Annotated in this window: 23 protein-coding genes, 1 other RNA gene and 2 pseudogenes; 14 read left to right on the top strand and 12 right to left on the bottom strand. The window is 56.2% G+C overall.

Annotated features, from left to right (window positions below):
* The first annotated feature begins 46 nt into the window (after positions 1–46).
* The 5 genes from N8E89_RS01665 to N8E89_RS01645 all read left to right on the top strand — a co-directional run bounded on the left by N8E89_RS01665 (position 47) and on the right by N8E89_RS01645 (position 7796).
* A complete protein-coding gene (locus N8E89_RS01665) occupies positions 47–937 on the top strand; it encodes a dienelactone hydrolase family protein (protein ID WP_410010328.1) in 891 nt (296 codons plus the stop codon).
* 98 nt (positions 938–1035) lie between these two features.
* Complete coding sequence (locus N8E89_RS01660) at positions 1036–1989, top strand: hypothetical protein (protein ID WP_262260960.1); 954 nt, start codon at positions 1036–1038, stop codon at positions 1987–1989.
* Between the two features lie 8 nt (positions 1990–1997).
* Positions 1998–2366 (top strand): DUF2185 domain-containing protein, encoded by a 369-nt coding sequence (locus N8E89_RS01655; RefSeq protein ID WP_106662759.1) that lies wholly within the window; start codon positions 1998–2000, stop codon positions 2364–2366.
* A 122-nt stretch (positions 2367–2488) separates the two neighbouring features.
* On the top strand, positions 2489–3898 hold the full coding sequence (locus N8E89_RS01650; RefSeq protein WP_106662760.1) for an FAD-binding oxidoreductase: 1410 nt from the start codon (positions 2489–2491) through the stop codon (positions 3896–3898).
* Between the two features lie 172 nt (positions 3899–4070).
* The gene (locus N8E89_RS01645) at positions 4071–7796 is read left to right on the top strand and encodes an AsmA family protein (protein ID WP_262260959.1); all 3726 of its coding nucleotides are present in this window, start codon (positions 4071–4073) and stop codon (positions 7794–7796) included.
* Positions 7797–7822: 26 nt separating this feature from the next.
* On the opposite strand, the gene N8E89_RS01640 is transcribed toward N8E89_RS01645, so the two are convergent.
* From N8E89_RS01640 to N8E89_RS01620, 5 genes are all read right to left on the bottom strand, one after another.
* Entirely contained in the window at positions 7823–8308 is a 486-nt protein-coding gene (locus tag N8E89_RS01640) for a VOC family protein (RefSeq protein WP_106663294.1), read from the bottom strand.
* Positions 8309–8513: 205 nt separating this feature from the next.
* Positions 8514–8744, bottom strand: a complete 231-nt coding sequence (locus N8E89_RS01635) for a ribbon-helix-helix domain-containing protein (RefSeq protein WP_262260958.1) — start codon at positions 8742–8744, stop codon at positions 8514–8516.
* Positions 8741–8959: a DUF4169 family protein gene (locus tag N8E89_RS01630; protein ID WP_262260957.1), complete on the bottom strand. Its 219-nt coding sequence runs from the start codon at positions 8957–8959 to the stop codon at positions 8741–8743. Before N8E89_RS01630 ends, N8E89_RS01635 begins: the two co-directional genes overlap by 4 nt.
* Positions 8960–8967: 8 nt before the next feature.
* Positions 8968–9552, bottom strand: coding sequence for an SspB family protein (locus N8E89_RS01625; RefSeq protein WP_106662764.1), 585 nt, complete (start codon positions 9550–9552; stop codon positions 8968–8970).
* A gap of 204 nt (positions 9553–9756) precedes the next feature.
* Entirely contained in the window at positions 9757–10458 is a 702-nt protein-coding gene (locus N8E89_RS01620) for a TetR/AcrR family transcriptional regulator (protein WP_113172051.1), read from the bottom strand.
* Positions 10459–10675: 217 nt separating this feature from the next.
* Between N8E89_RS01620 and N8E89_RS01615 the strand changes: the two genes are divergently transcribed.
* Entirely contained in the window at positions 10676–11884 is a 1209-nt protein-coding gene (locus tag N8E89_RS01615; protein WP_262260956.1) for a multidrug effflux MFS transporter, read from the top strand.
* A 15-nt stretch (positions 11885–11899) separates the two neighbouring features.
* On the opposite strand, the gene N8E89_RS01610 is transcribed toward N8E89_RS01615, so the two are convergent.
* The 5 genes from N8E89_RS01610 to ssrA all read right to left on the bottom strand — a co-directional run bounded on the left by N8E89_RS01610 (position 11900) and on the right by ssrA (position 14336).
* Positions 11900–12130 (bottom strand): hypothetical protein, encoded by a 231-nt coding sequence (locus N8E89_RS01610; protein ID WP_262260955.1) that lies wholly within the window; start codon positions 12128–12130, stop codon positions 11900–11902.
* A gap of 75 nt (positions 12131–12205) precedes the next feature.
* Positions 12206–12976: a DUF899 domain-containing protein gene (locus N8E89_RS01605; protein ID WP_262260954.1), complete on the bottom strand. Its 771-nt coding sequence runs from the start codon at positions 12974–12976 to the stop codon at positions 12206–12208.
* A 51-nt stretch (positions 12977–13027) separates the two neighbouring features.
* Positions 13028–13507: an SRPBCC family protein gene (locus N8E89_RS01600; protein WP_106662769.1), complete on the bottom strand. Its 480-nt coding sequence runs from the start codon at positions 13505–13507 to the stop codon at positions 13028–13030.
* A complete protein-coding gene (locus tag N8E89_RS01595) occupies positions 13500–13841 on the bottom strand; it encodes an ArsR/SmtB family transcription factor (protein WP_106662770.1) in 342 nt (113 codons plus the stop codon). Before N8E89_RS01595 ends, N8E89_RS01600 begins: the two co-directional genes overlap by 8 nt.
* Positions 13842–13977: 136 nt before the next feature.
* Positions 13978–14336: a transfer-messenger RNA gene (gene ssrA, locus N8E89_RS01590) on the bottom strand.
* Between the two features lie 145 nt (positions 14337–14481).
* Between ssrA and N8E89_RS01585 the strand changes: the two genes are divergently transcribed.
* From N8E89_RS01585 to N8E89_RS01555, 7 genes and pseudogenes are all read left to right on the top strand, one after another.
* Entirely contained in the window at positions 14482–14793 is a 312-nt protein-coding gene (locus N8E89_RS01585; RefSeq protein WP_106662771.1) for a DUF2853 family protein, read from the top strand.
* A gap of 142 nt (positions 14794–14935) precedes the next feature.
* Positions 14936–15730, top strand: a complete 795-nt coding sequence (locus N8E89_RS01580) for a thymidylate synthase (RefSeq protein WP_106662772.1) — start codon at positions 14936–14938, stop codon at positions 15728–15730.
* 54 nt (positions 15731–15784) lie between these two features.
* Positions 15785–16285 (top strand): dihydrofolate reductase, encoded by a 501-nt coding sequence (locus N8E89_RS01575; RefSeq protein ID WP_106662773.1) that lies wholly within the window; start codon positions 15785–15787, stop codon positions 16283–16285.
* Between the two features lie 191 nt (positions 16286–16476).
* Complete coding sequence (hflK, locus tag N8E89_RS01570; protein WP_106662774.1) at positions 16477–17577, top strand: FtsH protease activity modulator HflK; 1101 nt, start codon at positions 16477–16479, stop codon at positions 17575–17577.
* On the top strand, positions 17574–18512 hold the full coding sequence (gene hflC, locus N8E89_RS01565) for a protease modulator HflC (protein ID WP_106662775.1): 939 nt from the start codon (positions 17574–17576) through the stop codon (positions 18510–18512). Before hflK ends, hflC begins: the two co-directional genes overlap by 4 nt.
* 15 nt (positions 18513–18527) lie before the next feature.
* Complete coding sequence (locus tag N8E89_RS01560; RefSeq protein ID WP_106662776.1) at positions 18528–18713, top strand: DUF2065 domain-containing protein; 186 nt, start codon at positions 18528–18530, stop codon at positions 18711–18713.
* 262 nt (positions 18714–18975) lie between these two features.
* Positions 18976–20374: pseudogene (locus tag N8E89_RS01555) on the top strand (DegQ family serine endoprotease); the annotation flags it as partial.
* A 203-nt stretch (positions 20375–20577) separates the two neighbouring features.
* Here the strand turns inward: N8E89_RS01555 and serB are convergent.
* Positions 20578–21466 (bottom strand): annotated as a pseudogene (serB, locus tag N8E89_RS01550) (phosphoserine phosphatase SerB).
* Between the two features lie 18 nt (positions 21467–21484).
* On the opposite strand from serB, the gene miaA reads away from it, so the two are divergent.
* The gene (gene miaA, locus N8E89_RS01545; RefSeq protein WP_410010327.1) at positions 21485–22378 is read left to right on the top strand and encodes a tRNA (adenosine(37)-N6)-dimethylallyltransferase MiaA; all 894 of its coding nucleotides are present in this window, start codon (positions 21485–21487) and stop codon (positions 22376–22378) included.
* Between the two features lie 4 nt (positions 22379–22382).
* Here the strand turns inward: miaA and N8E89_RS01540 are convergent, their stop codons facing one another.
* Positions 22383–24269 (bottom strand): ATP-binding protein, encoded by a 1887-nt coding sequence (locus N8E89_RS01540; protein WP_262260949.1) that lies wholly within the window; start codon positions 24267–24269, stop codon positions 22383–22385.
* Positions 24270–24606: the final 337 nt, after the last annotated feature.

Raw genomic sequence — 24606 nt, 5'->3', positions numbered from 1 at the left:
TGCGAACGGTCCAGCGCCTCGTCAATCCACGGGATCAAAGGAGGCAATGATGAACGAGCAGAAAATTACTCCGAGAATCACTCAGGCAATGGTCGAAGCCTATGATGAATATACCCATCTGACACTTGACCGCCGCTCATTCATGGACAAGTTGACCAAATTGGCGGGCTCTGGTGCTGCCGCTGCAATGATCGCACCGATGCTCGCGGCAAATTCGGCACAGGCCGCGATTGTTGCAGCGGACGACAAGAGGCTTCGCACCAAGGATGTCGTCTACCCGGGAGCGACGGGTGAGATCAAAGGCTACAGGGCAAGTCCCGCTGAAGCATCCGGCAGGCTTCCAGCGGTTATCGTCATTCATGAAAATCGCGGTTTGAACGACCATATTCGCGATGTTGCGCGGCGCATGGCCCTTGAAGGCTTTGTCGCCCTTGCGCCCGATCTGCTGTCTGTGGCCGGCGGTACCCCGTCCGATGAGGAAAAGGCGCGTGAAATGATCGGCGCACTTGACTCAAAAACGGCGATTGCCGAGGGGGTGGCAACGATAGAATACCTCCGGAACGACAAGGCAACCAATGGCAAGGTTGGGGTCGTAGGCTTTTGCTGGGGCGGTGGCCTCGTTAATGATCTGGCAGTCAACGCGCCTGATCTTGGTGCAGGGGTCGCCTATTACGGGCGCCAGGCCAAGGCTGAAGACGTGGCGAAGATCAAGGCGCCATTGTTGTTGCAATATGCCGGATTGGATACGCGCATAAATGCAGGCATCGACGCCTACAAGAAGGCGCTGGAGGAGAATGGGAAAACGTTCGAGATCCATGTCTATGAGGGCGCGAACCACGCTTTCAATAACGATACGTCGGAGGCCCGCTACGACAAGAAGGCCGCGGACCTTGCCTGGAGCCGGACAGTAGAGTTTTTCAAGAAGAACCTGAGCTAAGGCCCGCGTCGCAAAAACGAAATACAAAACCAATCGCTTGCCGGATCGTGCTGCGGCTACTACCTCTTGTGCTTCAGAATGCGACAAGGAAAGCACCAATGCGATTTGTCACCCTCTACCTGAGTGTTTTGCTGTTCATGCTCGTTGGCATCCAGTCGGGTTCTGCTCAAGAAAAAGTCTTCCCCGGCGGGTCAGGGGTGGGCCTTGTGCCTCCTTCCGGATTGGTTCTTTCCACCAGTTTCAGCGGATTTGAGGATGCCGCCAAGGGTACCTCCATCGTCGTGACGGAATTGCCCGTCGAGGCCTATGCGCCGATCGCGGCGAAATTCAACCCTGAAGGATTGCGCGAAACCGGTATCGAGGCTGCCGGACCTCCCCAAGACTGGCCCGTCGAAGGTGCTGTCGTGTCTAAGCTTATTCGCGGCAGTCAGACAGCCGCGGGCATCAAGTACCGCAAATGGATCGTTCTGGTCGGTGCAAAAGCCACCACTGCTATGGTGACGGTACAAATTCCGGATGGCGTGGCGGGGGGCTTGTCGGACGCAGATGTGGAGAACGCTTTGCGCACTATCGCGGTCCGTACGCCGCCCAGTCTGGAGGAGCAGATCGCGGCGCTGCCGTTCAAGCTCGCAGATACGGCCGGCTTCCGGCCCGTTCGTGTAATTGCGGGCGCAACGTATCTCCTGACCGAGGGACCGAATGATGTTGCGGCCAATTCATCCCAGCCCATGGTCATCATCGCCTCAAACCTCAACACTGCCCCGGAACCCGCGGCGCGGATGGATTTTGCCAAGCAGGCCTTCGCTTCGTTGACGGGGATCAAGGACGTGCGATCCGATAATGAGACGAGCTCGCAGGCCGATGGGGCGGAATGGGTGGAGATTGATGGCAGTGCGAAGGATTCTGCAAGCGATGATCCGCTCTACGTCGCACAGATTGCGCGTTTCGAAACCAGCCGGTATGTCCGGGCGATCCTGATTGTGCGGCACAGCGAGAAGGACAAATTTTCGGACCGTTTCCGAAAACTAGCCAAATCCATGACGATCAATTAAAATTGGCTATGGAGAAAAGCTACCGACTCACCGAGAGCGAGATACGGCCACTGATCCGCAACTATGGTGGCTGCATTGCAACGGATACGATCACGATCGATGGTTATCCGGTACGCTTCATGTACCGTGAGGATCCTGACAACGAGTTTGACAGTGGCTGGCGCTTTCTTTCCGGCTTCGAAAGCGACGATTATATGGAAGATCCGGAAAACAGCGGCATATTTGAAGTCAACACCATAGCCAACTACGATCCCAGCATCATTCCGCTTCTCGATTCTCCCGTCGGCAGCGTTTTTGAAAAGACCGGCGAACAGGAACGCTTCGTTGCCGTCACTGATTGGCAGCCCGGCGAGGACGATGACGAAGACGAAGATTGAGCCTGCGCTTTCTTCGCCTTGAGCCTGTCAAACTTCACACAGAGTTACAACTGGACAAGTCGCGTGCATTCTCCGAAAATGCATTCGTAAAAGACGATCTTGAGTAGAAGGTGGATACGGGAATGGCATTGGCAGACGCAGGAGCATTGCTGCGCAACGAGAATGGAATCGCGACCGTTGTTTCCATTCTTAAAAAACGCTTCGGTGATAACGCGCAGACCGGCAAATCTATCCGCGAGCAGCATGCTCATACAACCAGTTATGTGCCGAACCAGGCGCCGGATCTGGTCGTCTTCGCTGAATCGGCAGAAGACGTTCAGGAAGTTGTGCGGCTTTGCGGTGAATGGCAGGTGCCGGTTATTCCATTCGGAACGGGTACGTCCCTGGAAGGACAGGTGAATGCACCTGCAGGTGGTGTGTCCATTGACCTTTCACGCATGAACCGCATTCTCAAGGTCTATAGCGAAGATCTGAATGTTGTCATCGAACCAGGTGTTACCCGCAAGGAGCTCAACGAATATCTGCGTGATACCGGGCTGTTTTTCCCCATCGATCCAGGCGCCAATGCGAGCTTGGGTGGAATGGCGGCCACGCGCGCTTCAGGCACGAATGCCGTGCGCTATGGCACGATGCGTGAAAACGTGCTGGCGTTGAAATCCGTCATGCCGGATGGCCGCCTGATCACCACCTCGAAGCGGGTGAAGAAAACCTCCGCCGGTTATGACCTGACGCGCCTGCTGATCGGTTCAGAAGGGACGCTCGGCATCATTACGGAATTGACGCTGAAACTCTATGGCATACCGCAGGCGATTTCTGGCGGTATCTGCGCGTTCCCTGATCTTGAGAGCGCCTGCAATGCGGTGATCGAAACGATCCAGATGGGTATTCCCGTCGCGCGTATCGAACTGGTCAATCAGCTGGAAATGCAGGCGATGATCGCCTATTCGAAACTTGATTACGAACCGGCACCCTATCTCTTCCTGGAGTTCCACGGCAGCGAGACCAGCGTTGCGGAACAGGCGGAGCTTTTTGGCGAAATCGCAGCCGCCAATGGCGGTGGCGAATTCAAGTGGACGGCCAATGCCGAAGAGCGGGAAAAGCTCTGGTCGGCGCGGCACAATTCCTATTTTGCCTGCATGACGCTGGCACCTGGAAAGCAGTCGCTATCAACGGATGTATGCGTGCCGATTTCGCGGCTTGCCGAATGCATCGTCGCAACCGAGAAGGACATCGAGAAGAGCGGCCTCATCGCGCCCATCGTGGGCCATGCCGGTGACGGGAATTTTCACGTGCTGGTGCTGTTCGATGAGAAGGACGCAAACGAAATCGAGAAGGTGGAGGCTTTTGTTGAGCGCCTCAATCTCCGGGCGATCGCGATGGACGGAACCTGCACCGGCGAACATGGCATAGGCCAGGGCAAGATAAAGTTTCTGCGGGCCGAGCTCGGCGGTGCTGTTGATGTGATGGAAGCGATCAAACGTGCCATTGATCCGGGAAATATCATGAATCCCGGCAAGATCTTACGGCTATAGGTTCGCAGAATGATTCCAGGCGCTAAACCATTGTCTAAGCGTTGCAAATCAATGAGAAAGACTATCATGTCATTTCGCCGCCCAAAACCGGTCGTTGTGGTACCCGGCGCGAATTGATTGGAGCAAGATACTGGCACGCCTGTTTGTTTTCATCGGTGGATTACTGGTACTGGTGCTGACGGCGGCGCTGGTTGTGCCGTATTTTGTCGATTGGGCAGGCTATCGATCCTCTTTCGAGCGCGAAGCCTCGGCTCTGCTCGGCCGTCCCGTCACAGTCGCTGGCAGTGCCAGTGCGCGGCTCCTCCCATTCCCATCGGTGACATTTTCCGATGTGAAGGTTGGCGATCCTGGTTCCGAACCGGTAATGACGATCGAAAAGTTTTCGATGGATGCGGAACTTGCGCCGTTCATACGTGGTGAGATCCTGATCTTCGACATGCGGCTCGAAAAGCCGAGGGCGACAGTCCGGATCGACAGAGATGGTGTCGTCGATTGGGCCATCCGCCCGCGTACGCCGTTTCATTCGGCGCAAGTCAGACTTGAGAACATGCTGATCACCGATGGTGCTGTGATCATCCGCGACGCATCAACATCGACCACGCGTAACATCTCGAACCTTGATGCCAAACTCTCGGCGACGGACCTTTCCGGGCCGTGGAGCTTTGATGGCACGCTGTTCTTCAATGGCCAGAAAACGGCACTGTCGGCCTCGACCGGCGCACTGAAGCCGGATGGCACGCTGAATTTGCGTGCGCGCATTATCCCGGATGGCGTTCCGGCCGCGTTCGAGACCGACGGCCAGTTGACCTTGAGCGAGGGGGCCCTGAAATACGCTGGCGGGATTGCCATCCGTTCGGCAGACGAGGTTGCGGCCGCTGGCGGTACCATGGTTACCGCAAAATCCGAGAAGCCGCTGCTTTCAAGTGTACGCATGACAGGACGCTTCGAAGCCGACCATGCAAAGATCACCATTCCCGAATTTCGTATGGAGCAGGGTACCGCCGACGACCCCTATATCGTCAACGGCAATGCGCTGTTCGATTACGGCAGCAATCCACATTTTGTAATCAAGGCGGACGGGCAGCAAGTCACTTTCGACAGTCAGAGTGAGCCTGCCAAGGGGGTGACCCCCAAGCCGGTGACCGCGGCCGAGCGGATGGGTGTGTTTCGCCGCCTCATGGATCAGTTGCCGATACCGACCGTTCCGGGCACGATTGATCTGAAGCTGCCTGCAATTGTCGCCGGCGATACGACGATCCGTTCCGTGACGATTGATGCTGCACCTTCCGGCAATGGCTGGGCCATAAACCAGCTTAAGGCGGAGCTGCCCGGCCGTACCCAATTTGAAGCCAAGGGCATATTGCAAGTTGGCGAGAGTTTCGGTTTCGACGGCAAGCTGCTTGTGGCATCGCGGCAACCATCAGGTCTGGCTGCATGGCTGACCGATTCGGTCGACGAAGCAATCCGGCGCTTACCCGGCGCAGGCTTCTCAGGTGATGTAAGCCTGCATGATGACCTGCAGAAGGTCGACAATCTCGAAGTGGCCTTGGGCGGTGCCTCACTGAAGGGTTCCTTGGTGCGGAGCGCCAAGGGTGAATCCCTGCCGCTGACACAGTTGGTGCTGGAGGGTGGGGCGCTCGATGCCGATGCGCTGGAAGCTTTCATGGCGGTCCTTGGCAACAATGAGAAGCCTTCAGTGGACGGTGCATCGCAACTGCGCGGGCAGGATCTCGACGTGCATTTGAAGGCGGGGCCCGTTACGCATGACGGGCTCGTGGCCGAAACGCTGGATACTGCCTTCCGCTTGCGCGGTGGTGTTTTCGATATCGACCGGCTGACGATCGGCAATGTGGCGGGTGCGACCATCACTGCGACCGGCAAACTCGAGCCTTTCAAGACAGAACCCGCCGGCTCGATCGATTCGACTGTTCTCTCGGATAATCTTGGACCCTTTGTTGCGGCCATCGCCGAACGATTTCCTGATTTTCCCTTCATCAAGGCATTGAGTGAACGTGCTGCAAGATATCCAGGGCTCTTTGAAGAAACCCAGCTCAGCATCCTTGCCAACACACTGCACGGCAAGAGCGGGGCCGAGGAGTTTTCATTGAGTGCTGCCGGAAAAACCGGCGGAATGGATGTGACGCTTTCTGGAACAACAACAGAAAATTCTGAAAAGCGGCGCACGCTCGAATTAACTTTGGATGCACGCAGCGGTCAGGCCGAAACGCTCATGGCACTGATAGGATTGCCGGCCTTACCGCTCGGTTTGGCAGGCGAACTGGAAGCCGATCTCGCGATGAAAGGCAACGAGCAAGACGGTCTTCAGACACAGTTGTCGCTGAAGTCGTCAAACGGACAGGCACTTCTCGACGGCAGTTTCCGCAATGCCGCAGGCGAGCTCAGCGGCGAGGGCCGGGCATCCATCAAGGCGACGGATATTGAAGCTTATATCGCCACCGCCGGCTATTCCTTGCCCGGATTTGGCAATGGCATGCCGACCGATGTGGCAAGCAGTTTCCAGCTCGCCAAGGGCAAGCTAACTCTGCCGGACCTGAGCGGCCAGGTAAGCAATACGAAAATCAGCGGACGGCTCGGGCTCGATCTTGTGGACAGTATACCTGGAGTTCAAGGGGATCTGTCGCTTGCACGGCTCGATCTGCCGGCGGTGACGCAATTCATGCTCGGAACTGATGCTATCGATGGCGACGGCAGAGGCGTCTGGCCGAAATCGACATTTGCGGGCGCACCGCTGTTTCCAATCAATTTCAATCTGAAGATCAAGGCAGACGAAGCGGATGCCGGCATTCTCGGGCCTATCGGGAAACTCGAGGCAAATGCAGCACTAAAAGATGGGTCGCTCCGCTTTGACGACGCGAAGGGTGAACTCCTTGGCGGCCGTTTCGACGGTATGTTCGAGTTGCGAAACACCAGCGGCACAGGTCTTGCAACGGGACAATTCACGCTGGACCAGACGGATCTGGATGCGCTTTACAAGCCTGTCGAAGACGACGGGCCGCTAAAGGGGAAGACAAGAATCTCCGCGTCGGTCAATGCAACTGGCACGTCCGTAGCCGAGATGATGCAGTCTGTCGCCGGTTCGGGTGTCGTTTCAGTCAATGATCTCGTAATCGATGCCTTCAACCCGGCGGCACTGAAACCTATCCTGGCGGACGCCGACGCGGCGGATGGACCGGTTACTTCGGCCTCGATCAATGCCACGATCGGTAAATACTTCAACACCGGTGAGTTCAAGGCAGGGGATGCGGAAGTTGCCTTCACCATTGCTGGTGGCATGGCGCGGACATCGACATTCCAGTTGCAAAACGAAGGTGCCACCCTCGCTGCCGACCTGCGGCTGAATTTCCCGGATCTGAGTATCGCGTCGCAAGGCCGGTTTGCCTTCGATCCAGGCACAGCCATCGTTGCAGGCGCGGATCCTGTCGTCGAGTTTACTCTGTACGGCCCATGGGCCAATCCAAAATTGACGTTAAACCGCCAGCCGTTGGAACAATTCCTTACCCAACGAGCGCTCGAACGCGAGCAGCAACGCGTCGAGACGTTGCAGGCAGCTCTTGTCGAAAAGCAGCGCCTGCGCCGTGAAGTGCAACTCTATCAGGCGCGTGCGGACGAACGCGCTCGTCTTGCCGAGGAGGCCCGGCTCAAGGCCGAGCGGGAAGCACGCGAAGCCGCGGAACGAGCGGCCGCGGAGAAGCGGGCAGCAGAAGAGCGAGCCGCAGAAGAAGCGGCGCAAAAGGCGCTCCAATCTCTACCTGCGCCACCATCCGATAGAGGGGAGACTTCCGCCCCACCCCAAGGCGCCGGTGCGCTCGACAAACAGTCAGTCGATGAATTCCTGAAAACGCTCGAGCCCAAATCCCTGGAGCCGAAGATTCAGTAACGCTGGTAGTGACTGCATCGACATCGCTATTGCTGGTTGTACGCGTCCTTGAGCTTCTGGATATCGATTTTATACATCTGCATCATTGCGGCCATGACGCGGTCAGCTTTTTTCTGATCCTTGTCGCGCAGCATTTCGGGAAGAATGGAAGGAACGATTTGCCATGACAGGCCAAATTTGTCCTTTACCCAACTGCAGGGGCGAATTTCCCCGCCACCGGCCGTCAGCTTTTCGGTCAGGCTATCCACTTCTTCCTGGGTACTGCAATCGATGGAGAGCGATATTGCCTCGGTAAATTTGAACTGCGGCCCGCCATTCAGGGCGATATATTCCTGGCCTGCAAGCTGGAAAGTGGCGACGAGCAGCGAGCCTTCCCTGGTTCCCCCCTCTTTGCCCCAGTTGGTCTTATTGAGAATTTTGCTGTCCTTGAAGATGGACATGTAAAAATCCATTGCTTCTTCGGCGTTTCCATCGAACCAAAGGCATGGGGTGATCTTTTGCTTGGCTGGCATCGGGTTTCCCTTTTTCATCGTGATTTGCACTAGGGTCAGGACCCTGATTAACAGTCCTGACCTACACTAAGACGAATGAGGCGTTGTTGATCCGACACGGTGCGGTGAAATATTTCAAGTGCTTTCGAACCCATTGAATCCCGGATCACGCGATGCCGCATCAGCAGGCGGGGGGATGCATGAATTAATGAGTCAAAACCAACGTTTACTGGTGACTGCTGCAGTTCTTTCTCACCCAATCGAGCGCGTAGATCCGCAGTGCGGAAGATAGATTGGAATCGCGATCGCGACTCTCGTCAATCTCGGCGATGAGGCTTGCCAACGTGACCTCGCGCCCCGCGGCTATCGACAAGATGATGTCGTAAAAGGCATTTTCGAGTGAGAAACTCGTGCGATGTCCACGAATGCTGACAGAGCGTTTGCGGACGAGGCTCACTTGCCGTCCGGGTCCGATACTTCGGCCTCCGGAACGGCGCGCTTCTCTAGCCGGTGATCGTCAAGAAATCGCGTTATCTTGCAGTTTGCTTCGCGCTCATATTGCTTCTCGACCTTCGTGCGACCGTACAGAATCCGATTTTCGGCCGCAGCCTTGTCCTTGGCTTCTTTGGCCTTGCGCTTTTTTACCAGCCGAAGGTTGACGATCTCAGCCACAGCAACAGCTATTTTTTCTTGCGGAATGAATCCAGCGACACGACAGAAGCGGATGATTTTTCACCGTTTTCATCAGACCCGGCTTCCGTCTTCTCGCCACCCGCTTTTGCTGGTTTCTTGGCCGTCTTTACCGGCGGTTTGGGCTTGGCGGTTGTCGCAGCCACTTTGGGCTTCTCCACTGGCTGGGGCGGAGCAATGCTGGTGATACCCTGGTCGTTATCGCCAACGGTTTCTTCGACCTCGACGTCGAACTCCAGCTCGAAGTTCACCGAGGGGTCATAAAAGCCGCGAATAGCGGAGAAAGGAACAACCAGACGTTCAGGCACATCACCAAAGGAGAGTCCGACTTCGAACAGTACATCGGTAACCTGAAGATCCCAGAACTGGTGCTGAAGGACGATGGTCATCTGTTCGGGATATTTCTCATGCAGACGCGTCGAAATGCGCACGCCCGGGGCACCCGTGAGAAAAGTGACAAAGAAATGATGGTTGCCGGGCAATCCTGCCTTGGCAACTTCGCCTAGCACTTTACGGATAACGCCACGTAGCGCTTCCTGGGCAAGTATATCGTAGCGGATCATATCTTGTGGCATTCATTCTTATCCCATGGATTCACCCCTCTCTGTCAAGCGGAGATGGCGACCGTATTTCGACCATTATGGCGCATGGCTAACGGAATTGCGACCGCTTGTCAGCCGCACAAATAAATTTAACCCATCATGCCAAAATTGGCGGATGCAAAACACGCCATGGAACTTCGTTTGCTGCAAATTTCATGATAGTGGAACAGGGCATGTTTAGCCAACGACAGCAATCATTGGAGACGCGGAGGGATTCTCGCGCGGGGGTTTCGCATAGGCGCGCAGAAAGGTACTTACGGCGTTGCGCGCCGCACTTTCGAGTTGTTCGCTCGAAGGCGTTTCGCCAAACAGCGTGAGCATTTGCAGGTCTGCGTTGACCAGCGCGAGGAACTGGCGAGCCGCTAGATCGAAGTCGTCAATCTGCAGGGCGCCCTTGTGGCATAGCCGCGAGAACAGTGCGCCCAATGCCGTGCTGATCTTGCCCGGCCCGCGCTGACGCCATGCTTCAAAAAGATGCGGATAGCGCTCGCCCTCCGATTGCACCAGCTTGCGCAGGAACTTTCCATCCTGATTGCATAAGCAATTCTTGGTGAGGCGAATGGCGAATGCGGTCAGGTCGTCTTCGAGATTGTCGGACTTGTCCGGAAAAGTGGCCAATATGGAAAAGAGCATGGCATTGGCACGATCCATGACGTCCTCGACCACGGCAGTGAAGAGTGTTTCCTTTTCACGATAATGATTGTATATGGTCTGACGCGACACGCAGGCCTCCACGGCAATTTCATCGATACTCGCTCCGGAAAATCCCTCACGGCAAAATACGTGCGCTGCTGCGTCGAGTATGGAGATACGTTTTGAGCATTGACCACGCTGGGTGTGGCCGGTTGTCTTAAGCGGGTGATCGTCGCGACTTTTCATGAAGTGAAGATAATGCGTGTTGACGTTTTAGACAATGGTGTCTAAATTTACAGGTGTGTCCAAAATATTTGACACCCGTTGTAAGCCTCTGAGAGCACCGTCCTCCCAAGCCCGTGCCCTCCCACTGAAGACCCGAACCAATTCGAACTCTCCTGAGAGCGATGCGGTCGCTGAAGCAACCCGGTTTCGCGCCGCAGTTATCTGAAAGACAATCATCATGACGAGCTCCTTCTTTCGTACGGCACTCATCCTTGGTCTCTTGACCGCCATCGGCCCCTTTGCAATTGACATGTACCTGCCGGCCATGCCCTCCATTGGCAAAGAACTCGGCGCGGATAATAGCGCGGTGCAGATGAGTCTTCTGGCTTTCTTCATCTCGTTCGCCATCTTTCAGCTTTTCTATGGTCCCCTATCCGACATGTGGGGCCGCAAGGCACCGCTTTATATTGGTATAGGCCTGTTCGCAGTGGCCAGTATCGGCTGCGCGCTCGCAAGCGATGTCGAGACTTTGATCGCTTTCCGCTTTCTCCAGGGTATCGGCGGTGCCGCGGGCATGGTTATTCCGCGTGCTATTGTTCGCGACATGCATACCGGCGTGCAGGCGGCGCGGTTGATGTCGCTTCTGATGCTCGTTTTCAGCATCTCGCCAATTCTTGCACCGCTGACGGGTAGTGCCGTCATTGAATTCTATGGTTGGCGGGGTGTATTCTGGGCGGTGATGATCGCTGCGTTTATCGGATTGATCCTGCTCTCTACCCAGCTGAAGGAAACCCGGCCGAAAGCGGCACGCGCCGAAAGCGGCCTTGGAAGCGCCATGGCAGCCTATCGCCTGCTGCTGGGTGATCGCAACTTTCTGACGCTCACCTTCATTGGTGGCCTCGGTATTTCCAGCTTCCTGGTTTATCTGGCGAACTCACCCTTCGTGTTGATCGATCATTATGGGCTGACACCGACCCAGTACAGCATGGCTTTCTCAATCAATGCGGTCTCATTCTTCGCCGTATCGCAGTTTACCGGCTGGCTCGGCGATCGGTTCGGGCTGGTTCGGGTGATGCGCTTGGCTGTAACGGCTTTCTCGTTGACGATGGCGGCAATGGTCGTTGTCATGAGCTTGGGCTTCAATCAGCTGCCGGTGCTGGCTATCTTCCTCTTCGTTGGCTACGGTTTCCTGGGGCTGGTCATTCCGACGTCATCCGTGCTCGCCCTTGAGGACCATGGCGAGATTGCCGGTACCGCTTCCGCATTGATGGGTACGCTGCATTTCGTGACCTCGGCCTTAGCCATGGTTATCGCCGGCCTGTTCTTCGACGGAACCGCTTTGCCAATGGCCGCCGGCATCGCCCTGTGTGCGGTCGGTGCGTTCTTCCTCACACAGGCAACAATCGGCCGCCGCCGCGTGGTCGAGGCGGAAGCGGCCGCCGAATAGCGTTCTGATCCTCCATCAGATATGAAAAGAAGAGCCCGGGACATCGTCCCGGGTTTTTTGTTTTTGCCGGTTACCGCCGCAGATCGGCTGCGCCAGTATCTCGGCGAGTACACCTCTTTCGTTTGCCTGGGCGCGGGCGACGTAGTGTGAGAAATGCTGCGCTGCCAGTGCCCAACCCGCGATCAACGCGATAGCAGTTGTGGCAAAGGTCACTGCCAACCGGGCGCGCGGCCACCAGCCAAGCATGGCTCCGAACCTGGTTCTCCATGCTGTGACCAAGGCGATAAGCAAGGCTCCGAGTGCGCAGCACATCGTGCCGGCTCACTCGTGCAGGGAACAAGCGCAATCGGGCCCGTGGTACCGGCCATTGTTACCAACCATGCCACCCTTGCCATACATGTTCTTCGGCCGTGCCCAATCAACCAGATTGTAGTGTGGCCCGGTCTCGTTGCGTCCCTTCGGCATGACGTCGAGATAGCCGTAAATACCGAGAAACTGCTCGCCGCCGCGGCTGAAAGCTGAATAGGTGTGGAAGATCTGACCGTCATCGTCCTTGTAGAAGACGCTCTCGCCCGAGAGGTCTTCCAGCCCGGGATCGGTCTGCCTGTAATTGTAGTAAGCGTTCTTTTCCGCAACTTCCCTGGGGGCAAAGGACACGTTGAAGTCGTAGTTGAAATCGCTGTGAAACGATGAAACCCATGGGAAGTGCCAGCCCATGGCCTTGCGCAAAGTCTCGATCTCGGAGATCGGTGCGCGCGCCACGGCCACGTAGGAGACATCGTGGTTCTCGAGATGCGCCATGAGGCCTTCGATGTGATCGACTTCCAGCGAGCAGCCGACGCATTGCTGTCCCTGGCCGGGTCCTTTCATGAAATGCTTGAGGAAAAGCTGGCTGCGCCCGCCGAAAAGGTCGGCGAGTGTCACTTTCCCCGAGCGGCTGTCGAAGACATATTCCTTGTCAATCTTCACCCAGGGCAATGCCCGGCGCTGCGCGCTCATTTCCTCCTGCGCCCTGGTGAAGGCTTTCTCCTTGGCGAGAAGCGCCACACGCGCTTTCAGCCATTCGTCCCGGGATGCGATCTCATGTTGCATTGCTTCCTCCTGTTGCTGATTGCCTCAATGGGAATGCTGCAGATATCTCGGCTACTCTTGTGAAAGCAGCTCCTCGAGGCGATCGAAGGCGCTGTTCCAGCCATGCTCATGGCCACGGCAATTTTCGGGTGTATCGAAGACGCTTTGACGGAATGTCATCATTGTCTTCTCATCTTGCGGTTCGAAGGTAATGTTGACGAGCGTCTCCAGTCCGGGTCTGCCGTCCTCCTGATCCCAGGCGAAGGTGAATACAAGTCGTTTACCCGGCACGATGTCCCGGTAGACACCGCCGTGCCAGAGCTTTTCGCCGCTCGCGGCGGAGTCGAGGCAGGCGCGCCATTTACCGCCGATCCGCAGGTCTGCTTCGACATAAGTTGCCGGATAGTCACGCGGCCCCATCCACTGCAGCATGCGCTTCGGATCGGCGAATGCATCGAAGACGAGGGCAGGCGGGGCATTGAATACGCGCTTGATGGTCAGGACGCGGCCAGCCGTTTCATTTGTCACGTGAGCTGTAGTTGTGTCAGACATCTTCCTCTCCATTTTTCTGAACATCCTGCAGATATTCCTCCAGTCGATCGAAGCTGCCTTCCCAGAAGCGCCGGTAATGCTCCAGCCAGTCCGTTGCCTCCTTGAGCGGTGCCGCATCAAGGCTGCACGGGCGCCACTGGGCTTCGCGGCCGCGGATGACGAGGCCGGCCCGTTCCAGCACCTTGAGGTGTTTCGTGACCGCGGGGCCGGACATCGCGAAAGGCTCAGCCAGTTCAGTCACCGAAGTGGTGCCGAGCGCCAGACGCGCCAGGATTGCCCTGCGCGTCGGGTCAGCAAGCGCCGAGAAGATATGGTCAAGTCGATCGGGTGTCATTTGTTTATTAAACCATAAGGTTATTTAACTATATGGTTTGATACGCGATGTGATCGGTCACGTCAAGCCGTGATTTTGAATCGGACGAAGCCCGGTTCAAAACCGCTGACATTGTGCTGAAATGAGGAGAGGGAGTAGTGGAGGTTTCTGTTGCCAGGTACCTCCGAACCCCGCCTAGAAGTGCGAACCCCTAGGACTTAATTTGAAGCGATCACACCGCAATTAAGCAGCGAGACGTGCTTCCGCATAGTTGTCGTTTGCAACTACTGAGTTAGCCCGATAACGGTGGTACAATGCCGGGCAAAAGTTCGATCTTTACACCCTTGTCGATCCTATTTCGCCCCCGCCACAAGGCAGCGAAATCAGCTGCATTGTGGTGGAGGCGCCGGGTACCGCCCCCGGGTCCAATGGGCTTATTGCATCGTCCGTTTATCGCCATAGCTGGCCAAAGCCAGCAGGGCTTATATAGGGCCTGTTTTATTGAATTGAAAGAGTGGATTGACTTGGAAACGATGCTGGGGAATGTTTCAAGGCGTCTAAACAGTCATCGCCTCATGCATCTGCCAGTTTGTGCGGTGTCTTCATTCTCAGGGGAGGTTGCAATGCCGGGCATTGAACCTAGCAATCAGGGGATTTTTCCATGAGTGATTATCTAAAGGATGTACGTCACTACGATGCGGCTGCTGATGAGGCGACAGTTGCAAAAATCGTCAAACATCTCGGAATTGCCCTGCGCAATAGGGATTCATCACTGGTTTCCTGCACAGATCCGGAAGAATTGAAGCGGGTTCGCACCAATTGGGTCGAAAAGAAGCTCGGAATTACCGACGCTGCCAAAGCCGATGCTGTGATTGAATCGGTCTGCACAGCCATGAAGGCGGACAACAGCAAGAGCCGTGTGACCTTTTACTACCTGACCGCAAAGGGGCTCGGCGCGCTCGGCAGTCTCTGATCAAATCCTGCCCGTCAAACGAGATCATCCCTGGCGGTACGCCGGGGATTTTTTCATTTGATGCGCGGGTTTCACCGGCGCAGCGCTGTGGATCACAGACAAGTTTTAGTGCTTCGTTGGCCGAATCTGCTAAAGATAGCACATGCGTACTTATCTCGATCTCCTTCAACACGTTCTCGATACGGGCATTGACCGCGGTGACCGGACCGGCACCGGTACGCGCTCTGTTTTCGGCTATCAGATGCGTTTCGATCTCGCGGCAGGCTTTCCTGTGCTGACGACGAAAAAGCTGCATCTGAAATCCATCATCCATGAGCTGCTATGGTTCCTGCAGGGTGATACGAATATCGCCTATCTGAAGGAAAATGGGGTTACGATATGGGATGAATGGGCTGACGAGAATGGCGATCTCGGACCGGTCTACGGCTATCAGTGGCGGTCCTGGCCAGCCCCTGACGGCCGGCATATCGACCAGATTGCCGGGCTTTTGAGCGCTATACGCAAAAACCCCAATTCAAGACGTTTGATCGTTTCGGCGTGGAATCCCGCGCTTGTCGACGAGATGGCGCTGCCGCCCTGCCACTGCCTGTTCCAGTTCTATGTCGCCGATGGCAAACTGTCGTGCCAGCTTTATCAGCGTTCAGCCGATATCTTCCTCGGCGTCCCATTCAATATCGCCTCTTACGCATTGCTGACAATGATGGTGGCGCAGGTCACGGGGTTGCAACCTGGCGAATTCGTTCATACCCTTGGCGATGCGCACCTCTATGCCAATCATTTCGAGCAGGCGAGGCTGCAGCTGAGCAGAACGCCAGGACCGCTGCCACAGATGCTCATCAATCCGGAAGTCACCGATCTCTTCGCCTTCAAATATGACGATTTCCGTCTTGTCGATTATGTCGCCGAATCCAGCATCAAGGCACCGATCGCGGTCTGAAGCCGCCGTTCTGACCTTGAAGACGAATGTTCATTTGAAACGGATGTTGCCTGCATGATCAGTTTTGTTGTTGCAATAGCCGAGAATGGCGTGATCGGGCGGGAAAATGGCCTGCCTTGGCGGTTGTCGTCCGATCTCAAGCGCTTCAAGGCCACCACGATGGGCAAGCCGATCATCATGGGCCGGAAGACCTGGGATTCGCTCGGGCGCCCGCTACCTGGCCGGACCAACATTGTCATCACGCGCGATCCTGCATTTGCCGTCGATGGAGTTATCGCGGCGCGTTCGGTCGATGAGGCACTGATGATCGCCGGAAGCCATGCCAGTGCGGACAAGGTCAATGAGATATGCATCATTGGTGGTGGAGATATCTTTCGCCAGACATTGAACCGGGTCGACCGGCTCTATGTAACTTGGGTACTTGCCGAGGTAGAAGGCGACGTCCATTTCCCTCCGATCGATCCGAAAATCTGGGTAGAAATCTCCAGTGAAGATTTCTCCGCCGGCGAAAAAGACAATTACGCAACACGCTTTGTCGTTTATGAGCGCCGCTGATACGCTGAGGCAATCGCATGCGGTATGAAAATTTCGTGATAAACAGTCATAATCGTTCGACTTTTTACCAAATCCGCTTGAAAAGCGACCGCGTGCGTTGAAAGCGCGCCCCGCCATCCCTATAAACGGGATGTTGCGTTAGCGGGAGGACGCCACGGGGTGGTACTTTCCGTTCAAATTAAGAGGTAGGAATGCCCTGGAGTAATCAGAACGGCGGCGGCGGCCCATGGGGTGGCGGCGGTAACAATAGTGGCGGCGGTGGCCCTTGGGGTCAAAAGCCGCAAGGGGGCGGGGGTGGAAACCCACCGGACCTCGAAGACATACTTCGCCGCGGTCAGGATCGTTTGCGTCAAGCTCTTCCGGGTGGTTCCGGCGGCAGCCCCGCGATCTGGGGGCTGATTGCTCTTGCGCTGGTCGCCTTCTGGCTTTTCCAGTCGATTTATACGGTCCAGCCGGACGAACGAGCCGTCGAATTGCGCTTCGGCAAGCCCAAGCCGGATATTGCCGAGCCGGGACTGCATTTTCACTTCTGGCCAATTGAATCCTATGAGAAGGTCGAGATCGTCGAGAAGCAGAAGAACATTGGCGGCCAGGGCGCTCGCGGCGCCAAGGAAGGCTTGATGCTTTCCGGAGACCAGAACATCGTCGATGTGCAGTTCTCTGTGCTTTACCGCGTGGCCGATCCCGTCTCCTATCTCTTCCACGTCGAAAATCCGGAAAATCTGGTCCAGCAGGTGTCGGAGAGCGCCATGCGCGAGATCGTCGGACGCAGCCCGGCCCAGGATATTTTCCGTGACAACCGTGCTGGCATTGCCAACGACGTTCGCGGGATTATCCAGAAGACACTCGATGAATATGGCGCTGGCGTTGCGATCAATGCCGTGTCGATCGAGGATGCGGCGCCACCGCGTGAAGTGGCCGATGCGTTTGACGAAGTCCAGCGTGCCGAGCAGGACGAGGATCGTTTCGTCGAGGAATCCAACCAGTATTCCAACCAGAAGCTCGGTCAGGCGCGCGGTGAAGGCGCGCAGATCCGGGAAGACGCTGCTGCCTACAAGAATCGTATCGTTCAGGAAGCTGCCGGTGAGGCGCAGCGCTTTACTTCCGTCTATGACGAATATGTCAAAGCCCCGGAAGTCACGCGGAAGCGTCTTTTCCTCGAAACAATGGAGCGTGTGCTGAAGGACTCAAACAAGGTGATTGTTGATCAGAGCGGACAGGGCGTCGTGCCTTATCTGCCACTGCAGGAACTGACCAGGCAACGCCCCGCGGCCGAGGGAGCAAAGCAATGAACCAGAACCGTTTTCCTCTTCTCGCGGGTCTGATCGCATTCATTGCCCTGTTGGCTTATTCGTCAATCTTTGTCGTCCGGGCCGGCCAGCAGGCCATCGTCCTGCGTTTCGGTGAGATCGTCGAGGTCAAATCCGATCCTGGTATCTATTTCAAACTGCCGTTCGGCTTTCTGGAAGCAGACAACGTACAGATGATCGAAGATCGTCTGCTAAGCTTCGAGCTGGACAATATCCGTGTTCAGGTTTCGGGCGGTAAGTTCTACGAAGTGGATGCGTTCCTCGTCTACCGGATCACCGACCCGCGCAAGTTCCGGCAAACTGTTTCCGGTGACGTGACGCTGGCTGAAGCGCGTCTGCGGACACGTCTCGATGCGTCGTTGCGCGGCGTTTACGGTTTGCGTGGCTTTGAGGCCGCTCTCTCTGACGAGCGCACCGGCATGATGCAGGAAGTGCGCGAGCAACTGCGTCCGGATTCTGAAACGCTCGGGCTCCAGATTACTGACGTGCGTATTCGCCGGACCGATCTGACGCAGGAAGTCTCGCAGCAGACCTTCGACCGCATGAAAGCCGAACGTCTGGCGGAAGCCGAACGTCTGCGTGCGCGTGGCCGCGAAGCAGCGCAGCGGATCAAGGCTATTGCCGACCGCCAAGTGGTCGAAATCATCGCAGAAGCCCGCAAGGAATCGGAAATTGCCCGAGGTCAGGGCGAAGGCGAGCGCAGCCGTATCTTTGCTGAAGTCTTCTCCAAAGATCCGGACTTCTTCGCGTTCTACCGGTCTATGACAGCTTATGGCACGGCTTTGGATAATACGGGAACAACGATGGTGCTTTCACCCAATTCCGAGTTTTTCCGTTATTTCCAGGACTCCCAGGGTACGTTGCCTCCGGTAAGCGGTGCAACGCCTCCGGTCGCTCCAAAACCTGCCCCACAATAGGGGCAGGTGTAGACGATGGTCGATTTTCTGGATGCGGTAGGGCTGTTCCTCGTCTTCGAGGGGCTGCTCTACGGCTGTTTTCCGTTGATTGCAAAACGCGTCGCGCGTGATGTCAGCGAACAGCCTGACGGGTTCCTGCGCATTGCCGGCGTCGCTTCGATTGCGATCGGCGTGGCGGTCGTGTGGCTGGCTCGCGGATAACGACAAAAGGACCGTCGCAATCAAACCTTTGTGTCGGCGGTCATATTTTTGTCTACTCTCGCCGTTCTGTTGTATTCTATTGTCCTGACCTTACCGATGAAGGCCTGAACGCATGTTTTTAAACACTGGTCGCCCTGTTTTACGTCCTGCTACCGCGGTGCTGGCGCTGCTTGCGATGACGGCAACAAGCATCACACCGGCCTTCGTGCCCATAGCGTCGGCACAGACGCAAGCGCCTGCAGTGCCCAACAGCATGCAGCCCAGGGCGCAGGGCCCGGCTTCCGTGGCTGATCTCGCCGACGGGCTGATCGACGCTGTCGTCAACATCTCCACGTCCCAGACCGTCAAGGGACAAGACGGGGAATCGGGCCCGGTGCCCATGCCGAAAGTTCCCGAAGGTTCACCGTTCCAGGAATTTTTCGATGAGTATTTCGGAAAGCAGGAACCGGGGAGGAACAACCCGTCACACCAGGTCCAGTCCCTTGGTTCTGGCTTCGTGGTAGATGCCGAGCAGGGTATAGTCGTCACAAATAATCACGTGATCGCCGACGCGGATGAGATCGAGGTCAATTTCAACGATGGTTCGAAATTGAAGGCGGAACTCATCGGCAAAGATACTAAAACCGATCTCGCGGTGCTCAAGGTCGATCCGAAGAAGCACAAGCTGGTCGCCGTCAAGTTTGGAGATCTCGTCCAAAACCCGCATCGGTGACTGGGTCATGGCGATCGGCAATCCATTCGGACTTGGCGGCACTGTGACCGTGGGCATCGTCTCGGCGCGCAACCGGGATATCAATTCGGGTCCCTACGACAATTTCATCCAGACCGACGCTGCAATCAATCGCGGCAATTCGGGCGGACCGCTCTTCGACATGTATGGACAGGTCATTGGCATCAACACGGCCATCATCTCGCCGACGGGCGGATCGATCGGAATCGGGTTCGCCATCCCGGCGGAACTGGCCTCCGGAGTGATCGCGCAGTTGCGCCAATTTGGCGAAACACGCCGCGGCTGGCTTGGCGTGCGCATTCAGCCTGTCACGGATGACATCGCCGAAAGCCTCGGCATGACATCGAGCAGGGGGGCACTGGTTGCGGGGATAATCGACGGCGGCCCTGTCGCCAATGGCTCGATTCTTGCGGGCGACGTCATTACGCGCTTTGACGGCAAGGACGTCAACAACGTCAAGGATCTGCCACGTGTTGTCGCCGAGAGCCCGGTCGGCAAGGAAGTCGATGTCGTCGTGATTCGCAAGGGCAAGGAGCAGACCGTAAAGGTTACGCTCGGCCGGCTTGAAGATAGTGACCAGCAGGCCAAGAAGGACGATCAGACCGGGCAAGGCGAGGATGGCGCGGTCCAGGGCGTCGACGTGCTCGGGATGACGCTGGGTGCACTTGATGATGATGGCCGCAAAACCTTTGGCATCTCGAAGGAAGTTCAAGGTGTCCTGGTTACCGAGGTCCAGAAAGATTCGGTTGCAGCCAACAAACGCATCGAAGCCGGCGACGTGATCGTCGACATCGCGCAGGAGACCGTTTCGACGCCGGAAGATGTGGCCGCGCGGATCGAAAAATTGCGTGATGAGGGCCGCAAGAATGCCTTGCTTATGCTCGCGTCCAAAACCGGCGAGTTGCGGTTCGTGACACTCCAGATGGATTGATGGAGACGATAATCGTCAACGGGCGGTACCTGCAGGGTATGGCCCGTGCAATATTGATTCATGACAGGCGGGATCGCCAAACGATTTGCGCAGAACTGTCGATTCTTGCCCCGGCCCCACCGAATCTCGCTCAAGATATGGTAGTTCTGGCTCAGTTTTTTCAACTATGGCGTGAATAACTGGTGTAGCGACGCGAAACAGAGTCAGACAACGAAATCGGTCTTCCGGTAGCCCTGAATGTAAAGGAGCGCCGTGAGGTCGCCGTGATCGATCCGCATCCTGGCTTGTGCTGCAACTGAAGGTTTTGCATGCAGTGCCACGCCGGCACCGGCCAGTTGCAACATGCCAAGGTCGTTTGCTCCATCGCCGACGGCAATTGCTTCTTGGGGAGAGAGGTTGAAGCGGTCGCAGATCGAGCGCAGCGCCGCGACCTTGGCCTCGCGGCCAAGTATGGGCTCCTTGACCAGACCGGTCAGGGTTTCTCCATTATCTATCAACGTGTTAGCGCTATTCTCGTGAAAGCCGATCATGTCGGCGATGCGCTGCGTGAACGCTGTGAACCCACCAGAAACGAGCGCGGTATATGCTCCATGTTTCTTCATCGTGCGCACCAGTTCCGGTCCGCCGGGCATCAATGTGATACGGCTGGCAATGACCTTGTCGATGACCGCGAAGGGAAGGCCCTTCAGAAGCGCCACGCGTTCGCGCAGCGCGGGTTCAAAGGCGACTTCGCCATTCATCGCTCGCGCCGTGATCGCCGCGACCTTGTCTCGAAATCCAGCTTCGTCAGCCAGTTCATCAATGCATTCCTGCTGAATCATGGTCGAGATCCATATCCGCGATCAGGATTTTTTTACGTCTACTATCTTGATTTTGCACAATAATATCAATGGGTGCGCCATCGAGTGCGTCGTCCAGTTCAGCATGGACGCGGGCAGCATCCGTGCCATCCTTGAGGGCAATGTCGCAGGCAATTCCATCCGCCAGCCAATAAAGACCTGTTGCATTGATGGCCGCCGAGGCTTTAATCCCAAGCGAAGGTGTCAGGCTTGATGTGACGGGATTGGCGATGAGCGTGGCCATCAAGGGCATTGGATAATTTCCGATTGGATGGTTGATGTGACAACAAGACAGACAATCCTGATAGCCGGACCGACGGCCAGCGGCAAGTCGGCACTTGCGCTTCGTCTGTCCGGTGAAACCGGTGGTGTGATTATCAACACCGATTCCATGCAGGTCTACGATGTGTTGAGCCTCTTGACAGCGCGCCCAGGACCCGACGATCTGAACGCGGCACCGCACTATCTTTACGGCCACGTGGCACCTTCGGTTGCCTATTCGACGGGCAGGTGGTTCGCCGATGTCGAGAGTGTGCTCGGCATGCCAGAACTATCTGATAGGCCAGTAATTTTTGTCGGCGGAACAGGGTTGTATTTTCGGGCGCTGCTCGGCGGACTATCAGTAATGCCTGATATTCCGGCCGATATCCGCGTGCACTGGCGCCAGCAGGAGGCGGTTCATGGCGCCGAGAAACTGCACGCTATCCTCACCGAAAAAGACCCTGTTGCTGCCTCGACCTTGCGACCGACTGACAGCCAGAGGGTCGTTCGGGCACTCGAAGTGTTCGACGCGTCGGGCCGTTCAATCATCGAATGGCAAAGGGAGAGCGGCAGGCCGCTGATCGACGGTGAAGCAGCGCGGAAGATTGTCATCGAACCTGATCGGAAATGGCTCGGTGAGCGTATCGCACGGCGGTTCAAAATGATGATGGGGGCCGGTGCAATCGAGGAAGTCAAGACCTTGTTATCATTAGGTCTTCCCAATGCACTTCCTGCCATGCGAGCGATCGGTGTAAGCGACATAGCGGAGATGCTGGCGGGACGATTGAGCGTGGAAGAAGCAGCTGAGCTAGCAACAATTGCCACGCGACAATACGCAAAGCGGCAGATGACGTGGTTTCGCAACCAGCTTACCGGCGACTGGGAGAGATTGTCTTATCCCTGAGACATTAACTCTTATCGCTGCGAAAGCTACGAATGAGATCGCTGGCGCGGAATCGCTCGGTGCTCTCCTGTTGCGGCTTCGGCACTTCTTCTTCCTTTCGAGTTCCGGTATCGAAATTACGCCAATGCGACCTTGCCGGCTCTTGAGACGGGAGGGCAGATGTCCGCTGGCTCGCTACCGGTGTGCTGACGATGTTTTCGAAACTATCGATAATATCGTCATTGTTGATACTCTCCGCAGCATTGAGTTGGCGCATCCGCATTAATATTGTGTCGAGAGATATATGGGTATCGCCAAGACGAACCGATTCCTGCGTCTTCGTTATGTGCGCTGCAGGAAGCTGTTCGGGAGCGATCGTCTCGAACATCATTCGCATAGGTGTTGGGACCGCTTCACCAAAGGCGATGGCTTCGCGGTTGGCTATCGAGGACAGAAAGCCGATTGTGCTTTGCGATGCTCCGGTAATCGCGCCGCGAATTATCTCCTGGTCCCGCTCATTGCCAAGTCGCATGGCAAAAACCGTGCTGCATTGGGAGAGAATCGTTGGGTCGAGTTCGCCGGGACGCTGCGTAATAACCGCGAGATAGACACCGTATTTCCGGCCCTCCTTGGCGATACGCGCGATAGCTTGGCGTGTTGGCCAGAAGCCGGCAGTGGCGTCGGCAGGAATGTAGCGATGAGCTTCCTCACAAACAACGAGCGTCTGCACGCGCCCATCGCTTGATACGGCAAGATCGAAAGCCATACGGCAAAGCACGGAGGCAACCGAATTCACCACCTCCGAGGGTAGTCCCGCCAATTGGAAGACACAAATGGGGCGATCATTCTTCGGAACGCGAAAGATATGACCGATGGTCTGGCGCATCGTGTCGAGTGTCGTCGGTGCTGAAAACATAAAGCGATAACGCGGATCAGCAACCAGCGCTTGCAATCGCTGCTTGAGAGCCTTCATGGTCGGGCGGTCCGGTTTGCCATCCAACTGGCCAATGCGCTCCTCAATCAACTTGATCAGATCGGCAATTCGGTAGGGCGCCGGTGTATCAGCGGTCATCGACGAGTAGTCACGGTCTTTTTTCAGAAGTGATGAGGTCGCCGCTGCTTCGGCACTGGCAAAACGTTCTTTGGCGATCGGAATCATGTCACGCAGGGCATCGACTTCCGCGGGTACTGTTGGCCTTCCACGAAAAACCGCCTCGGCAAATTCATCCAATCTGAACAACCAGTAAGGCAGATCGAACGTCGTGTAGTCGATTGAAATTGAATGTTCGGGAAAGGCGCTGGCAAATTCATTGTGCGGGTCGAGGATCAGCACCCGCAAATCCGGGCGCTGTCTGATAATCTTGCGCAAGAGCAAGGATACGGCGCTGGATTTGCCGACACCTGTGCTGCCCAGGACTGCAAAGTGCCGAGAAATAAGACTGTCGATTGAAATAAGAGCAGGGATATCGGCATTCTGTGACAGATGGCCAACCGAGACGGTGTTCTTGAGCGTCGTCGTGTAGATCGCCGCCAGGTCCGCTGCGCGGATGCGGTGAGCAATCGCGCCCATATGCGGGTAAGTCGCGATACCCGACGAAAATCGCAACGTGCCGTCGGTTTGCGTGTCAACCTGGCCGACAAGCTCAACATGGATATGAATGCTTTGATCGATACCCTGTTCCCATTGCGCACCCGGAAGATCAACTTTGTAAACGAGGCCAACGACGCGACTTTCGGCGACTTGAATGGAGATAAGCTGGCCGACTGCCCAATAATCTTCCGAAGCAGATACCGATGGCCCGGTTTTCGCATGGATGATGGCCTTTTCGCCATTGCACTCGATGACATGCCCATCGGTCCGATTGCGGACGAAGGGTCTGGCTTGTCCAGCAGGCAATGCTTCAGTGTTCATGTTGGTGACTGTTCTCGAACCGGTATTGCACGTTGAGGCATCCTAAGGTTGAGGCGTTGAGATTATCTTAGCAACGCAGCGGTAATTGTCTTTATCGTTCTGGCGAACAAAGCTTTTGAATTGATCGCATTTAGCCGTTGACGGATAGAATTTGCTAAATTATCGTCCGCGACCATGAAAACAGTTCTTATCGTCGTGGGATCGCGCATGGGCAGGGTGTTGTAAGCACCCGGCGAAAGCTCCCATGCGCGAAACACAGGCTCCTTCGGGGGCCTTTTTTATTTCCAACATCTCAGCTAAACGAAAACACCCTCTGAAGGGCCGAGTGCCGCAGAAT

Source organism: Phyllobacterium sp. A18/5-2 (assembly GCF_025452215.1).
Lineage (GTDB): Bacteria > Pseudomonadota > Alphaproteobacteria > Rhizobiales > Rhizobiaceae > Phyllobacterium > Phyllobacterium sophorae.
This window is presented reverse-complemented; position numbering and strand designations above follow the sequence as displayed.